This is a genomic window from Actinomadura sp. 21ATH (genome assembly GCF_041951345.1).
Lineage (GTDB): Bacteria > Actinomycetota > Actinomycetes > Streptosporangiales > Streptosporangiaceae > Spirillospora.
On the sequence record NZ_JBGNUR010000001.1, the window covers coordinates 497,891 to 512,253 of the forward strand.

Below are 14,363 nucleotides of genomic sequence, written 5' to 3' on the forward strand. Positions count from 1 at the left end.
CCTGTTCCCGGCGCGTTCGCGATGCGGCCCATCCGGGGGGGGGGATGGGCCGCTTCGTTGTGTGCCGGGCTCAGTAGCGGCGCGACGCCCCGGGCGGCAGCCCCAGCGACTTGGGGACTGCGGCCATGGCCTGGTCGACGTCGCCGATCACCGCACGTGCGCGGCCGCGGCGCCACCACCAGTAGGAGCCGGCGCCGTCGTCGCTCCAGATCACGCAGCGGCGCCGGCGAAGGCGCTGGAGCGCGCCGCGGCGGCTGATCCACAGGCGCTCCCCGGGGTGGTCGGGGACGTCGTACTCGACGATGATCCTCAGCTGGGGATACTGCTGCTCCAGCTCCCACCGCAGGCTGGCGATCGGGTGCGAGGGCTCGCGGAGCATGGGCCTGGTGCGGTGCCGCGGGGTCATGACGCGGTCCCCGGGGTGCCGAGGAGGCGGGCGATGGAGTCGAGGACGGTGGGAAGGTCGTCGAGCCGGCCGAGGCTCCGGCCTGCCTCGGGACCGTCGCGCCAGAGGTAGGCGTCGCCGTCCGGGGCGACGCCGAACGGGCCGGTCGGCCCGTACCGGACCTCGAGCCACCGCTGCGGCAGCTCCCGGACAGGCCACAGCTCGTGCATCGGGCTGTACTCGATGGGCCGGGCCCGGACGGTGGGAAGCTGGCGGCGCACCTCGGCGTGCAGCCGGTCCACCGGCCCGAACACATCCCGGCGCTGCTCCAGCTCGGGACGGACCTGGTCGAGCACGTGGGGGGTATCTCGCATGATCGCCTCCTGAAGGGGGACCGCGCGGCGCCTACCCACCGGGGAGGCAGGACATGGCGCCGCGCGGCGTTGGGCCCCGCGCCCCTGTGGTTGCGTCGTCCACAGGGACGCGGGAGGTCAGGTGAGCAGCAGCATCCGCCGGGCCACGACGACTTCGGGGTGCTCGGTGCCGGTCTCGACGTAGACCTCGCGGACCTTGCCGCTGCGGTCGCGTCCTCGCCACCAGCCGCGCTGCTGCGGCCGGGCGTAGAACGTCGACAGGATTCGCTCGTCCTCGCGGAGGTCGAGCACGAAATAGATGCCGTCGCCCAGCGTGCTGAGCTTCATGTGATCGGGGAGTTCGGGGAGGTCGCTCATGACCGCGGCCACCAGACGATGTCGCCATCTTCCGTGCGGCGCGCCCGCGCCAGCTCCTCCATTACGACGTAGGCGCCGGCGCCGTCCGGGGTGACCCTGCGCACGCTGCCCTCGGAGCCGTGAGGCGCGGACCCGAGCGCGTCCAGGAGCCCCTCAGCGGCCTTGCCCGCGTCGCTGCTGACGCCGGCGCTGTGCTCCAGGGTCCAGTCGTAGACCTGCACAGGCGCGCCGGCCAGGAGGGCGATGACACGCACGTCGGCGGGATTCATGGCTGCGGCTGGTCGAGCTTGAGGGCGGCCGGGATGAGGACGCGGAGGCGGTCGGGGCTGGCTGCGTCGAGCATCGTGACGCCCTCTTCCTCGAGGATGAGGGTTCGCTGGGCGATCCAGGGGCGGTGGCGGTCGGGGAAGTAGGAGAAGCGCCAGCGGGGGAAGTCGGCGCGCAGGGCCTTGAGGGCTGCGAGGTCGTCAGCGGTAGTGGGTGTTTCCGCTCTGCCGCGGCAGGGAGTGGTCATGGTTGCTTCGTCACCTCCTCGAGGAGGTCACGGAGTGCGGGGATGGTGGAGGCTCGCAGCTGCTGGTGCTGCCCGTCTGCGCCGGGCGTGATCGCGCGCGCCATCCAGTCGCCGTGCCGGCCTTCAGGGAGCAGCTCGCGCCAGATCTCCCAGGCGTGCCCGTAGTCCGCGATCAGCTGTTCTGAAGCTGACGGGCGGGGTGGTTTGTCCACTGTCGTGTCCATCTCCGGCTCCATGACCTGATGGGATGCCGGTGACGGTACGCAGCGTCACACGCCAGTAACAGATACGGGGCGCGGTAGTTTCACCGCGCCCCGCCGAGAAGTACCACGCTCCGTGGTAGTCAGGGTTCCACGTCCATGAAGTCGGCCAAGTTGATCATGTCCTCGGAGGGCATCCGCGGCCGCGACTCCAGGATCTCCCGGGTGATGTCCCGCCCGTACTGCTGGTACCGCAGCCACGCCGGATGCTCCCGCCGGATCGTGTTCATCAGCTCCGTCGCCTTCTCCGCCTGGCCCGTCTTGACCAGCGCCCGAGACACGTCGAGACGGTGCCGGTCCCACCCGGAGGTGTTGCCGGCGCCGACGTCGCGAGGGACCTCGCGCGCCAGTTCCAGCGCCCGGTCGGGGCGGTCGTCCAGCAGCTCGATCTCCGGCCCCATGAGCGCGGGGGTGAGCGGCCCGAACGCCACGTGACCGGCGAGGTCCTGGCGCTGGTGACGGAGCCGGGCGCCGGCGGTCATCGCGACCGACACGTACTCGCGGGCCTCCTCGGGACGGTTGTTGCGGGCGGCCGCGCTCGCGGCGCGCAGCAGGAGGTAGCCCCAGCCGGACAGCTGGTCGGGGGTGGCCTTGGACATCCGCGGCTCGACCTCGTCGGCGGTGTCCGCGCACAGCCGCTCGACCTCGGTGAGGCGCCCCTGGCGGAGCATGGCCCATGCCTGACTGGACACCGCGGCGGACGCGAGCGGGACGTCCCCGATCTCCAGGGCGTCGCGCAGGGAGGCGTGCAGCGCGATGAGCGCGAGGTCGTGCGCGCGGATCTGGATGAGGTAGCGGCCGGTGAGCCCGGTGATGTCGGCGCGCAGCCGCAGCGCCGTACGGCGCGCGTCGCCGCTGTCGTAGGCGTCGACGTGGTGATGCGCGCTCTTGATCAGCCCCGGCATCATCACCGCGAGATCGTCGTAGGCGTCGGCGTGGTACTTGGTCGCCACCGCGGAGATGGTCCGCTCGAGCCGGGACAGGTCCGGGTCGTCGCCATCGGCGGTCCCGTACAGGGGCTTGCCGCTGAGGCCGAGCGGGGGATTGATCGCCGAGCGCATCTCGGAGAGCACGACGTCGTCCCTGCCGTCCTCGCGCGGCTCAGGCGACTGCGGGTGAACGAACCAGACCGTCTTCACTCCGAGCGCGCGGGCGAGCTGGTGGCAGGTCTCCATGCGGACGGACCCGCCCTGCTCCAGCTTGCGGACGACCTGCGGGCTCAGACCTGACCTCTCGGCCAGCTCTTCCTGGGTCATTCCGCGCCGGGTGCGCAGGCTCCGGATGCGGTCGGAAATGCTAGCGTCTTCCATAGGCCCTGTTCCTTCCTGGGTGACTGGACACTCTCAGGCTACGGCGCAGGGCCTCATCACGTCAGGGCCCCGCCGTTGCAGGTCTTCGCAGCGGCGGGGCCTTCGCGTCAGCGGAGCGTGGAATGCACGTGCAGGTGCACCACGCGGGGTGCCAGCGGCCACTGGTCGCTGATGACGATGAGCCCGGCGAAGACGATCAGGACGGCGATCACCCCGCTGGCGAAGTAGTGCCCGCCGCGCTGGCGGGCAGCCAGCCGCGGGCCGGGGCGCCGGTACGCCTCGAGGGCGGGGAGGTCGTCCAGGAGGCTGCGGCCGGCGGCGCGGCGCGCGTCGATGCGCGCCTGGGCGATCGCGGGGTAAAGGGCGGGGTCGCCGCCGGCCTCGTCCATGGCGGCGCGGCGCTCGAGGCGCTGGGCGCGCAGGAGCGCGCGGGCGCGGGTGGCGCGCTCCTCGCGGGTGCCCACGGGCGCAACATCACTGTGTATCACCGGGGGCACATCGAGGGCACACGCGTCAGTGATACCCGGTGATACGCAGTGACGCCCAGTGACAGCGTTTTCGCAGGTCAGAGCACAAATGGCCGCATTGCCGCAGGTCACGTTTCCCGACAATGCGGAAGTACGAGAACCGGATCGCCAAGCTGAACGGCATCGGCTGACGGCCTCCGCGTACGGATAACGGCCCCCGGATCCGATCCGGGGGCCGTTCTCGTTCGCGCCCCTTAGCGGACGGCTTGCGGCGCGTCCTGGAAGGTGTGGTCGATGTCCACGCGGTCCAGCGCCCGCAGGTGCCCCCGCCGGACGGCCAGCACGCCGATGGCCACGACGCAGCAGGCGGCGCCCACCAGGTACGGCACGTCGGCGTCGACGTCCTCGGCGAGCCGGCTCGCGATGTACGGGGCGAGCGCGCCGCCCATCCAGCGGACGAAGTTGTAGCCCGCCGACGCGACCGGGCGCGGGTGGTCGGAGACCTCCATGGCCGCCTCGGTGAACGCGGTGTTGTTCAGCCCGATCGGGATCCCGGTCAGGATCGCGAACACGATGATCCCGGTGTGCCCGGACAGCACCACGCCGATCTGCAGGACGGCCAGCAGCGCCAGGGCGGCGTGCATGACGCGGACGGTCCCGTACCGGCGCTGGAGGTAGGGGGCGGCGAAGACCGAGGACAGCGCGACCAGCACGCCCCAGCCGAAGAAGACCGCGCCGATGCCGTGCGCGCCCATGTCCAGGACGAACGGGGTGAACGCGAGCACCGTGAAGAAGGCGTAGTTGTAGAACAGCGCCGTGAACGCGGTGGTCGACAGGCCGCCGTGGGACAGGGCACGCACGGGGTCGCTCAGCCGCGTCCGCACGGCCGGCGTGGGCGTCGGCCGCAGCAGGGTGGCGATGAGCAGGAAGCCGACCGCCATCAGGGCGGCGGTGCCGAAGAACGGGAACCGCCAGTTCATGTCGCCCAGGAGGGCGCCGGCGAGCGGGCCGAGCGAGATGCCGAGGCCGAGCGCGGCCTCGTACAGGATGATCGCGGATTCGGCGCCGCCGCTGGCCGCGCCGACGATGACGGCGAGCGCGGTGGCGACGAAGAGGGCGTTGCCGAGGCCCCAGCCGGCGCGGAAGCCGATCAGCTCGCCGACGGTGCCGGACGTGCCGGCGAGCGCGGCGAACACCACGACCAGCGCGAGCCCGATGAGCAGCGTGCGCTTGCCGCCGATGCGGCTGGAGACCCAGCCGGTGACCAGCATCGCCACCGCGGTGATCAGGAAGTAGCTGGTGAACAGCAGCGAGACCTGGCTCGGCGAGGCGTCCAGCCCGCCGGCGATCGCGGGCAGGATCGGGTCGACGAGCCCGATGCCCATGAAGGCGACGACGGCGGCGAAGGCCGTGGCCCAGACGGAGAGCGGCTGCCGCAGGATGCCACCCTTGGAACGATCCACATGATCGGGTGGGCGCGCGTGCATCGAGATCCTCCTCCCGGAAGTCCTGAGTCCCGCGCGGAACGTCAGGAGCGGCCCGGCGGCTCGAAGATCATGTCCAGCGCGGGCAGGGCCGCGGCGATCGCCGCGCGCTGCTCCTCGCCGAGTTCCGCGAGCCGTCCGGCGAGAAAGGCGACGCGCCGCTCCCGGGCGGCCAGCAGCCGGGCCCGGCCGGCGGGGGTCATCTCGACGGTGACCACGCGGGCGTCCAGCCCGTCGCGGCCCCGGACGACCAGGCCGTCCCGTTCCAGCCGGTTGACCTGCGCGGTCATGGTCGGCAGCCGGACGCCGTGCTCGGCCGCGAGCGCGGTCATCCGCAGCGGGCCGCCTTCCAGGGAGCCGAGCACCGACGCCTGCTGGCTGGTGACGGGCTGGTCGGCGGCGGCCTGGCGGAGCAGCAGAACGACGTTCCGCAGCCGGTGGTTGAGCTGCTCGGCGAGTTCCCTGCCGGGGTCGCCGCTGGTCTCGGGAGCCGTCACCATCGCCTCTCTCGATTACTTAGCCACTCTAACTTAGCTGAGCTAACCTTTCAACGTGTGCCCCGTCACCCGCCGAACCCTGCGTAGGCTGGCGTTCCATGGCGATGGAGACCACGGCGGAGTCCCCCGTTCCGGTGCGCACCGTGCTGCAGGCGGTGAGCGGCTGGATCGGGCGGCTGGGCCGCATCTGGGTCGAAGGGCAGATCACCGACCTCAACGCCCGCGGCGGCACCTGCTACCTGACGCTGCGCGACCCGGTGGCCAACATGTCGGTACGGGTCGTCGGCCCGCGCGCGGTGTTCGAGGCCGCCGGGCCCGCCGTGACCGACGGCGCCCGGGTCGTGGTGCACGCCAAGCCCGACTTCTGGATCAACCGCGGGACGTTCTCGCTCAGCGCGCTGGAGGTGCGCCCGGTCGGCGTCGGCGAGCTGCTGGCCCGGCTGGAGCGGCTCAAGCAGGTGCTGGCCGCCGAGGGACTCTTCCGGCCCGAGCGCAAGCGGCCGCTGCCGTTCCTGCCCGGCAAGGTCGGGCTGATCTGCGGCCGCGACTCCGACGCCGAGCACGACGTCCTGCAGAACGGGCGGCGCCGCTGGCCCGCCGTGGCGTTCCGGGTGGAGAACACCGCCGTCCAGGGCACGTACGCGGTCGGCGAGGTCATGGAGGCGCTGCGCCGGCTGGACGCCGACCCCGAGATCGAGGTGATCATCATCTCCCGCGGCGGCGGCTCGATGGAGGACCTGCTGCCGTTCTCGGACGAGGCGCTGGTCCGCGCGGTCGCGGCGGCCCGGACACCGGTGGTCAGCGCGATCGGGCACGAGCAGGACGCCCCGCTCCTCGACCTGGTGGCCGACGTGCGCGCGTCCACGCCGACGGACGCGGCCAAGAAGGTCGTCCCGGACGTGCGGGAGCAGCTCCAGCTCGTCCGGCAGCTGCGCGACCGCGGCCGCCGGGTGCTGGCGGGCGGCGTCGAGCGCGAGCTGGCCTGGCTGAAGGCGGTCCGGTCGCGGCCCGCGCTGGCCGACCCCGTACGCGAGGTCGAACGGCAGTCCGAGCAGGTCATGGCGCTGCGCGACCGCTCCAGGCGGTGCCTGTCGGGCGCCCTCGACCGGGCCGGCGACGAGCTGTCGCACACCCGCGCCCGGCTGCTGGCGCTGTCGCCCGCCTCGACGCTGAAGCGCGGGTACGCGATCGTCCAGCGCACGGACGCGTCCGTCGTCCGCGACGCGGCCGGTACTGCCAAGGGCGACCGCCTCCTGGTCCGCCTCGCCGACGGGCGGCTCGCCGTGACCGTGGACGAGATCACCGAATCGGGTCCCGGCGGGCCGTAGGGTTGCCGTGTGAGCGATGCCAACCCTGAAGTGTCCGGCGAGCCGATGTCGTACGAGCGGGCCCGCGACGAGCTGACCGAGGTGGTCAAGCGCCTGGAGACGGGCGGACTCACCCTGGAGGAGTCGCTGAACCTGTGGGAGCGCGGCGAGCGGCTGGCCGCGATCTGCGAGGAGTGGCTGGAGGGTGCCCGGGCCCGGCTGGCCGCGGCGATGGCCCGTCCCGGCGATGCGGAGGACGGCGGCCCGGCGCCGTTCTGACCCGGTTCGGGCCCGTGCCGGCCCGGCCTGGCGCCGTTCCGGCCCGTCCTGCCCGTGCCGCGCGCCGGGCACGGGGTCAGGAGCCGGTCTTCGCCGGGACCGGCCCGCCGCCCTGCTTCGGCTGCGGCTTGAGCGCCCCCGCCAGGACGGCCAGCTCCTCGAACGAGGCGGTGCCCGTCACCACCAGCGTCGGCCCCTCCGGCAGCGTGCGGACCAGCGAGCGGGCGTTCTTGTCCTCGCGGTGGTGCTTCGTCCAGGCGACGCCGTTCACCTGCTGCGTGCCGATCGACTTCTTGATGTTGGTCATCCGCGGGATGTAGGCGGCGGGCTTCTCGTTGCTCTGCTCCAGCGCCGCGTACTCCTCGCGCGGGGTGAGGAAGCCCAGGTGCCAGGCGACCGGGCCGCCGCCGCCGAGCCCGTGCATCCGCGAGCTGGTCGGGCGCCACGTCGCGGGCAGGCCCTCCGGGGCGTACACCGTGTACGGGGCGTCGCTGCGCATCGCCCACAGCTGCGTGCTGTAGTCGACCTTCGGCAGGACCTCCTCGTCGCTGCGCGGCGTGATGAGGTAGATCACGCCCACCAGCGCCAGCGAGGCGACCATCGCCAGGGAGAACCCGCCGAGGCCGGTGGTCAGCCGCTTGTAGACGCCCGGGCTCACCTGTACGGTCCCCCGGCCCGCGGCGTCCGGGCCGGCCGCGGTCTCCGGGCCGCCGGTCCCAGGGCCGCCGGTCTCCGCGGCGGCCGGCGCCGGCTCGGTCTCGCTGGACGGGGAAGACGGGGAAGCGGAGGTCTTGTCGCTCACGCCTCCAGGATCCCGCACCGTCAGCGATGCTCCGAACCGGGGCGCCGGATCGTGCCGATGATCGCCATGATGTCGTCGGCCAGCCGGCGCGCCGCGGCCACGTCGTCGCCCGCCGAGACCTCCGACACCGCGCCGGCCATGGCCCCGGTCAGCACCGTGACGAGCGCCTCGTCCACCCCGCCGTCCGCGGTGTGGAACAGCGCGGCGTTGCGGCGGGCCCACTTGTTCAGGCGCTTGCGCATCACCCGGTCGAACCCGGGCGGGCCGTCGCCGGAGACGAACAGCCGGGCGACGTCGCGTTCGGCGAGGCAGCCGTTGAGGTAGGCGCCCGCGCCGGCGACGAACAGCGCCATCGGGTCCTTCTCCCCCGCCTCCCGCGCCGCGTTGATCGCCTGCCGGGTGCGCTCCTGCTGGCGGCCCTGGAACTCGTCGAACAGCGTGAGGTAGAGGTCGGCCTTGCCGTTGAAATGGTGGTAGAGGCTGCCGACGCTGGCGCCCGCCTTGGCGACGATGTCGGTGACCGCGGCCTGGGCGAAGCCGGACTCGCAGAACACCTCGCCGGCCGCCGCGAGCAGCGCGCTGCGCGTGGCCGCCCCTCGATCGGAGGTCCGCGCGGACGCGCCACTGGCGGGAGGATCGCCCGCCGCGCCTGCCTGGCCGCCCTCGCGCGGCGCGCTCCCGTCCGCGGTGAGGCCGCTGGACGAGAGGTCGATGTCGCTGCTCATGGAAGCTGAGATTACGCCCTCTTACACCGGGGAAACGATCCCTTACGCGGGCGGAGCCCAAATCGGGTCCCCGCCCGGAGGCCAGGGTGGGGCGCCGAGCGCTGGTCTGGTCCAATTTGTGGCGCGGTGCCCGCCCCCCGGAGAATTCGTGTCACCAACTGACCGAAAGGGCTGCCGCGCATGTCCGATGACACTATCCTTTCCCCGCTCGCCACCGAGCCGGCCGCTCCCGACCGCAACCTGGCCCTCGAACTCGTCCGGGTGACCGAGGCGGCCGCGATGGCGGCGGCCCGCTGGGTGGGCCGCGGCGACAAGAACGGCGCCGACGGCGCGGCGGTCAACGCCATGCGGCAGCTGATCAACACGGTGTCCATGAAGGGCGTCGTCGTCATCGGCGAGGGCGAGAAGGACAACGCCCCGATGCTGTTCAACGGCGAGGAGGTCGGCGACGGCAGCGGAGCCGAGTGCGACGTCGCGGTCGACCCCATCGACGGCACCCGGCTCACCTCCCTCGGCATGAACAACGCCATCGCCGTCCTGGCGGTCGCGCCGCGCGGCTCCATGTACGACCCCTCCGCCGTCTTCTACATGGAGAAGCTCGTCACCGGGCCCGAGGCGGCCGACGTGGTCGACATCGAACGCCCCATCTCCGACAACATCCGCGCCATCGCCAAGGCCAAGGGCTCCTCACCTCACGACGTGACCGTCGTCATCCTGGACCGCCCCCGCCACGAGGGCATGGTCAAGGAGGTCCGCGAGACCGGCGCCCGGGTGAAGCTCATCACGGACGGCGACGTCGCCGGCGCGATCATGGCGGCCCGCGCCGGCACCGGCACCGACCTGCTGCTCGGCATCGGCGGCACCCCCGAAGGCATCATCGCCGCCTGCGCCATCAAGGCGCTGGGCGGGGTCATCCAGGGCCGCCTGTGGCCCCAGGACGACGCCGAACGGCAGAAGGCCATCGACGCCGGGCACGACCTCGGCCGCGTCCTCACCACCGACGACCTCGTCACCTCCGACGACGTCTTCTTCGCCGCCACCGGCATCACCGACGGCGAGCTCGTCGGCGGCGTCCGCTACGGCCGCGACTCCGCGTTCACCCACTCGCTCGTCATGCGCTCCCGCAGCGGCACGATCCGCACCGTCGCGGGCGAGCACCGCCTGGACAAGCTCCGCGCGTACAGCACCATCAACTTCGACACGGCGAACTGACACCGCCGCGCCCGGATGCCGCCTTCCCTCGGGAAGGCGGCATCCTGCGTTGCCTGCGTTGCCCGCGTTGCCTGCGCTTCCTGTGTTGCCGCGTCGCCGCCGTTCTCAGCGGGGGCGGCCCAGCCGGCCCCGGACCCGCTCCCTGAACGTCCGCTTGGGCGCCCTGGCCTTGATCGAGCCCAGGATCAGGGTGCCGCCGATCTCGATCGTGGGGCCCTCGGCGGCGGGGCGGGTGCGCAGCTCGCGGGTGCTGAGGATGGTGCGGCCCGTCACGTTCACCTGGACGCCCTCGGGGACCAGCAGCCGGATCCGGCCGCCGACCACCATGGAGTCCAGGACGATGTGGCGGCGCTGCAGCACCGCCTCGCGCAGGTCCAGTTCGACGGTGCCGAACATCGCCAGCAGGGGCAGCTTGACCGGGACGACCCAGCGGCCCTCGCGGCGCATCCGGCCGAAGAACGCCGAGACCGGGCGGTCGTCCACCAGGATCGGCTGGGCCTCCTCGGGGCTGAGGTCGCCGGTGATCCCGGTCAGCTCGCCCAGCGTGCGGGCGGCGTACGCCTGGGAGGTGCGCTCGCTGTGCTCCTCCATGGTGAGGCGGCCGTCGGCCAGGGCCTCGCCCAGGACGCTGACCACGCGCTCGCGGTCGGCGTCGGAGGCGCGCAGATCCTGGACGCGGGTGGTCTGCGCGGCCTGCGGCCGGGAGGGGCGGATGGGCGTGTCCACGCTCCCAGACTAGCGGCACGCGGGGCGAAAACCGTTGGGGAAATGTCGCCGCGTGTGCTTACCGTGGCGGGTATGACGGTTCAGCGTCACGAAACCGCGGACCCGGCGGACGCCGAGGGCCGGCGGCCCGCCATCGCGCTGCGCGGGGTGGTCAAGCGGTTCGGTGACTTCACCGCCGTCGACGGGCTCGACCTGGACGTGCGGGCGGGCTCCTGCCTGGGCCTGCTCGGCCCGAACGGCGCGGGCAAGTCGACCACGATGAAGCTGCTCACCGCCCAGGCCATCGCCGACGCGGGCTCGATCGAGGTGCTCGGCTTCGCCGTCCCCCGCGAGTCCAAGCGGGCGCGGGCCGCGATGGGGGTCGTACCGCAGCAGGACAACCTGGACGAGGAGCTCACCGCCCGGGAGAACCTGGAGGTGTTCGCCCACCTGTACCGGGTGCCGCGGGCGCGGCGGCGGGCCGCAGTCGACGACGCGCTGGAGCTGGCCCACCTGACCGCGCGGCAGCGGACCAAGGTCGACGACCTGTCCGGCGGGATGCGCCGCCGGCTGCTGATCGCCCGGGGCCTGGTGCACCGGCCCGCGCTGGTGCTGCTGGACGAGCCCACCGTCGGCCTGGACCCGCAGGTACGGGCCGAGCTGTGGGGACTGATCGACGGTCTCCGCGCGGGCGGCACCACGGTGCTGATGTCCACGCACTACATCGAGGAGGCGGAGCGGCTCGCCGACGAGTGCGCGCTGATGTCGCACGGCCGGGTCGTCGCGCGCGGCGGCCCGGCCGAGCTGATCGCCGAGCACGCGGGCGCGCTGGTCGTCGAGCACCACGGCCCGCCGGACCGGCTGGCCGAGGTGGAGCGGCTGGCGCGTGCCGCGGGGCTGCCGACGCGCCGCACCGGGCCGTCGGTGTCGGTGCTCAAGGCCGAGACGATCGCGCCGTCGCTGGACGCCGAGCTGGGCCCGGACGGGGTGCGCCGGGCGGCCAATCTGGAGGACGTGTTCGTCGTCCTGACCGGGGAGCGGGTGGAATGACGGCGCAGGCGCCGCTGCGGCGCTTCGAGATGGCGCCCGTGCGCGGGATCTGGCGGCACGAGCTGGCGCTGTACAAGCGCTACTGGGGGTCGCAGTCGTTCGCGTCCATGGTGGAGCCGACGTTCTTCCTGCTGGCCTTCGGGTACGGCTTCGGCTCGATGGTGGCCGTGATCGGCGACTATCGGTACCTGGACTTCGTCGCGACCGGCGTGGTGGGCGTGGCGGCGCTGTTCACCTCGGTGTTCCCGGGGATGTTCAACGGCTACATCAGGCGGGTCTTCCAGCACACGTACGACGCGATGCTGGCCGCCCCGGTCGACGTCCACGAGCTGGTGACCGGGGAGGCGCTGTGGATCGCGGCCAAGTCGTCGGTCTACGCGTGCACGCCGCTGCTGGTGGCGCTGTTCTTCGGGCTCGACCCCTCGGCCGGGATGCTGCTGGTGCCGTTCATCGTGTTCGTCACCGCGCTGGGCTTCGGCCTGTTCGGGATGTGGACCTCGTCGGTGGTGCCGTCGATCAACTCGTTCGACTACGTGATCACCGGCGTGGTGACGCCGCTGTTCCTGATCGCGGGCACGTTCTTCCCGGTCGACGCGCTTCCCGGATGGGCGCAGAACGCCGCCCTGGCCAACCCGCTGTTCCACACGGTGGAACTGGTGCGGCACGCCGTGTTCGGCCTGGAGCCGCTGGCCGACCTGGGGCACCTCGGCGCGCTGCTGCTGTTCGCCGCCCTGATGTGGCTGATCGCGGTGCGCGGCATGCGCAAGCGGCTGATCGACTGACGGGCGGGAGCGCCGGTCACCCGGCGCCCCCGCCGGCGTCAGCTCACATCCTCCAGGGCCGTGACGGCCTTCTCGCCCTCCGTCTGGGCCTCTTCCGGCGTCATGTCCTCCAAGGCCCGCGTGAGGGCGGTCATGGCGGCGTCGCTCGCCGTGCGGGCGGTGAGCGCGTGCTCCTGGGCACGTTCCAGGTCGCCGAGCCCTACACAGTCGAACGCCACCTGCGCGTCATGGACCGCCATCTTCAGCTGCCGCGCGGCCTCTTCCAGACTCATGCGTCCCTCCTTAGCCGGGAAACGACTAACTACCCCTGGACACGTTGGGTAATCACTACCCCCAGGAGTCGCGCGGCTTCGGCAAGGCGATTCTCACCTACGCGCGCGTACCCGAGCACGAGGGCGGGCGGGGCCGCGGCCGCGCGCTCGCGCGACCACATGGGCCGGGCGCCGGCGACGGCCACGCCGGCCCGTCCGGCGGCGGCCACCACCTCGTCCTCGTCGCATCCCCTGGGGAGTTCCACGTACAGGTGGATGCCCGCTGAGACGCCGCGAATCGCGACGCCGGGAACATGTTCGCGAAGGGCCTCGACGAGGGCGTCGCGGCGCGCGCGGTAGCGGCGGCGCATCGTGCGCAGATGCCGGTCGTAGCCGCCGCTGCGGATGAGGTGGGCCAGCGCGTGCTGCTCCAGCACGGGCGCGCCCAGGTCGGTGTGCGCCCGGTGGGTACGGAGCCGTTCGGCGAGGTCGGGCGGGCACACCGCCCAGCCCAGCCGCAGCGCGGGGGCCAGCGCCTTGCTGACGGAGCCGAGCAGGACGACGCGCTCGGGGTCGACGCCCTGGAGGCAGCCCACGGGCTCGCGATCGTAGCGGAACTCGGCGTCGTAGTCGTCCTCGATCACCAGGCCGCCGGCGGCACGGGCCCAGGCGATCAGCTCGGCGCGGCGCTCCGGGGACAGCACCACGCCGGTCGGGTACTGGTGCGCCGGGGTGACGAGGACGGCGCGCGCCCCGGTACGGGCCAGCGCGCCGACGTCCAGGCCGTCCCGGTCGACGGGCACCCGGACGAGCCGGATGCCGGTGGCCTCCAGCATCGGCAGCTGCCGGACGCTGGTGGGGTCCTCGACCGCGAGGGTGTCGTGCCCCGCGGCCATCAGTGCGCGCACGACGGTCGACATGCCGTGCGCGACGCCGCTCATGACCACGACCCCGCCGGGGCCGGTGTGCGCGGCGCGGACCCGGCCGAGGTAGCCGGCCAGCTCGGCGCGCAGCGCGGCGGCGCCGCTGTGGTCGGGGTAGGTCAGCTCCTCGTTGGGCAGCTCGCGCAGGGACGCGCGGACCGCCGCCACCCACCGGTCGCGCGGGAACGCCCCGAGGTCGGGGGTGCCGGGCCACAGGTCGTACGGGAAGCCCTGCCGGGCGTCCCCGCCGGGCGGCTCGCCGGGACCGCCGGGCTCGGGCGCGCGGGCCGCGGGCGGCGCCGTGGCCGGGGCCGTTTCCGGGCCGGCGGCGGGCGGCGCGTCGGGACGGGCGAGCCGGGCGACGCGGGTGCCGTCGCCGCGCCTGGCCGTCAGGAAGCCCTCGGCGATCAGCTGCTCGTACGCGGTGACCACGACGCCGCGGGAGACCTCGAGGTCGCGGGCGAGGTCGCGGCTGGAGGGGAGCCGGGTCCCGGCGGTCAGCCGGCCGGCGCGGATCGCGCCGCGGAAGCCGGCGGCGATCTGCGCGGCGAGCCGGCCGGCGGAGCGGTCGAGGGGCAGATGAAGGTCGGTCACATCACCTTCAGCGCCGGATGACCGACCAAGCGTCACCCATCCGGTATTGGTCCAGGAACGATCGGTCCGATTGGCCCTGGGGTCA

20 protein-coding genes are annotated in these 14,363 nt (G+C 73.1%); 5 read left to right on the top strand and 15 right to left on the bottom strand.

Annotated features, from left to right (window positions below; genetic code table 11):
- Positions 1 to 70: 70 nt before the first annotated feature.
- From ACA361_RS02535 to ACA361_RS02580, 10 genes are all read right to left on the bottom strand, one after another.
- A complete protein-coding gene (locus ACA361_RS02535; RefSeq protein ID WP_375010120.1) occupies positions 71 to 406 on the bottom strand; it encodes a hypothetical protein in 336 nt (111 codons plus the stop codon).
- A complete protein-coding gene (locus ACA361_RS02540) occupies positions 403 to 759 on the bottom strand; it encodes a hypothetical protein (protein WP_375010121.1) in 357 nt (118 codons plus the stop codon). Before ACA361_RS02540 ends, ACA361_RS02535 begins: the two co-directional genes overlap by 4 nt.
- A 117-nt stretch (positions 760 to 876) precedes the next feature.
- On the bottom strand, positions 877 to 1,116 hold the full coding sequence (locus tag ACA361_RS02545) for a hypothetical protein (RefSeq protein WP_375010122.1): 240 nt from the start codon (positions 1,114 to 1,116) through the stop codon (positions 877 to 879).
- Positions 1,113 to 1,370, bottom strand: a complete 258-nt coding sequence (locus ACA361_RS02550; RefSeq protein WP_375010123.1) for a hypothetical protein — start codon at positions 1,368 to 1,370, stop codon at positions 1,113 to 1,115. Before ACA361_RS02550 ends, ACA361_RS02545 begins: the two co-directional genes overlap by 4 nt.
- A gap of 11 nt (positions 1,371 to 1,381) precedes the next feature.
- Positions 1,382 to 1,630, bottom strand: a complete 249-nt coding sequence (locus tag ACA361_RS02555; protein WP_375010124.1) for a hypothetical protein — start codon at positions 1,628 to 1,630, stop codon at positions 1,382 to 1,384.
- A complete protein-coding gene (locus tag ACA361_RS02560) occupies positions 1,627 to 1,854 on the bottom strand; it encodes a hypothetical protein (protein WP_375010125.1) in 228 nt (75 codons plus the stop codon). The genes ACA361_RS02555 and ACA361_RS02560 overlap by 4 nt, the downstream gene beginning before the upstream one ends.
- A gap of 119 nt (positions 1,855 to 1,973) precedes the next feature.
- A complete protein-coding gene (locus ACA361_RS02565; RefSeq protein ID WP_375010126.1) occupies positions 1,974 to 3,200 on the bottom strand; it encodes a helix-turn-helix domain-containing protein in 1,227 nt (408 codons plus the stop codon).
- 107 nt (positions 3,201 to 3,307) lie between these two features.
- On the bottom strand, positions 3,308 to 3,664 hold the full coding sequence (locus ACA361_RS02570; RefSeq protein ID WP_375010127.1) for a hypothetical protein: 357 nt from the start codon (positions 3,662 to 3,664) through the stop codon (positions 3,308 to 3,310).
- 257 nt (positions 3,665 to 3,921) lie between these two features.
- Positions 3,922 to 5,154: an MFS transporter gene (locus tag ACA361_RS02575; protein WP_375010128.1), complete on the bottom strand. Its 1,233-nt coding sequence runs from the start codon at positions 5,152 to 5,154 to the stop codon at positions 3,922 to 3,924.
- 41 nt (positions 5,155 to 5,195) lie between these two features.
- Entirely contained in the window at positions 5,196 to 5,651 is a 456-nt protein-coding gene (locus ACA361_RS02580; protein WP_375010129.1) for a MarR family winged helix-turn-helix transcriptional regulator, read from the bottom strand.
- Between the two features lie 95 nt (positions 5,652 to 5,746).
- Here ACA361_RS02580 and xseA point away from each other — a divergent pair, with 95 nt between their 5' ends.
- Complete coding sequence (gene xseA, locus ACA361_RS02585) at positions 5,747 to 6,976, top strand: exodeoxyribonuclease VII large subunit (protein WP_375010130.1); 1,230 nt, start codon at positions 5,747 to 5,749, stop codon at positions 6,974 to 6,976.
- A gap of 45 nt (positions 6,977 to 7,021) precedes the next feature.
- Positions 7,022 to 7,234 (top strand): exodeoxyribonuclease VII small subunit, encoded by a 213-nt coding sequence (locus ACA361_RS02590; RefSeq protein WP_375010880.1) that lies wholly within the window; start codon positions 7,022 to 7,024, stop codon positions 7,232 to 7,234.
- A gap of 76 nt (positions 7,235 to 7,310) precedes the next feature.
- Here ACA361_RS02590 and ACA361_RS02595 read toward each other — a convergent pair whose 3' ends face one another.
- Together ACA361_RS02595 and ACA361_RS02600 are read right to left on the bottom strand one after the other, a co-directional pair.
- A complete protein-coding gene (locus ACA361_RS02595) occupies positions 7,311 to 8,036 on the bottom strand; it encodes a DUF4245 domain-containing protein (RefSeq protein ID WP_375010131.1) in 726 nt (241 codons plus the stop codon).
- A 20-nt stretch (positions 8,037 to 8,056) separates the two neighbouring features.
- Positions 8,057 to 8,761 carry a TetR/AcrR family transcriptional regulator gene (locus ACA361_RS02600; protein ID WP_375010132.1) on the bottom strand — a complete coding sequence of 235 codons (705 nt, stop codon included), beginning with the start codon at positions 8,759 to 8,761 and terminating at the stop codon, positions 8,057 to 8,059.
- Between the two features lie 180 nt (positions 8,762 to 8,941).
- On the opposite strand from ACA361_RS02600, the gene glpX reads away from it, so the two are divergent.
- Positions 8,942 to 9,973, top strand: coding sequence for a class II fructose-bisphosphatase (glpX, locus tag ACA361_RS02605; RefSeq protein WP_375010133.1), 1,032 nt, complete (start codon positions 8,942 to 8,944; stop codon positions 9,971 to 9,973).
- Between the two features lie 105 nt (positions 9,974 to 10,078).
- Here the strand turns inward: glpX and ACA361_RS02610 are convergent, their stop codons facing one another.
- Positions 10,079 to 10,699: a DUF1707 domain-containing protein gene (locus ACA361_RS02610; RefSeq protein WP_375010134.1), complete on the bottom strand. Its 621-nt coding sequence runs from the start codon at positions 10,697 to 10,699 to the stop codon at positions 10,079 to 10,081.
- A gap of 72 nt (positions 10,700 to 10,771) precedes the next feature.
- On the opposite strand from ACA361_RS02610, the gene ACA361_RS02615 reads away from it, so the two are divergent.
- Complete coding sequence (locus tag ACA361_RS02615; protein WP_375010135.1) at positions 10,772 to 11,728, top strand: ABC transporter ATP-binding protein; 957 nt, start codon at positions 10,772 to 10,774, stop codon at positions 11,726 to 11,728.
- The gene (locus tag ACA361_RS02620; protein ID WP_375010136.1) at positions 11,725 to 12,510 is read left to right on the top strand and encodes an ABC transporter permease; all 786 of its coding nucleotides are present in this window, start codon (positions 11,725 to 11,727) and stop codon (positions 12,508 to 12,510) included. Before ACA361_RS02615 ends, ACA361_RS02620 begins: the two co-directional genes overlap by 4 nt.
- A gap of 38 nt (positions 12,511 to 12,548) precedes the next feature.
- On the opposite strand, the gene ACA361_RS02625 is transcribed toward ACA361_RS02620, so the two are convergent.
- The gene (locus ACA361_RS02625) at positions 12,549 to 12,782 is read right to left on the bottom strand and encodes a hypothetical protein (RefSeq protein ID WP_375010137.1); all 234 of its coding nucleotides are present in this window, start codon (positions 12,780 to 12,782) and stop codon (positions 12,549 to 12,551) included.
- A 29-nt stretch (positions 12,783 to 12,811) separates the two neighbouring features.
- Entirely contained in the window at positions 12,812 to 14,278 is a 1,467-nt protein-coding gene (locus ACA361_RS02630; RefSeq protein ID WP_375010138.1) for a PLP-dependent aminotransferase family protein, read from the bottom strand.
- Positions 14,279 to 14,363 lie beyond the last annotated feature (85 nt).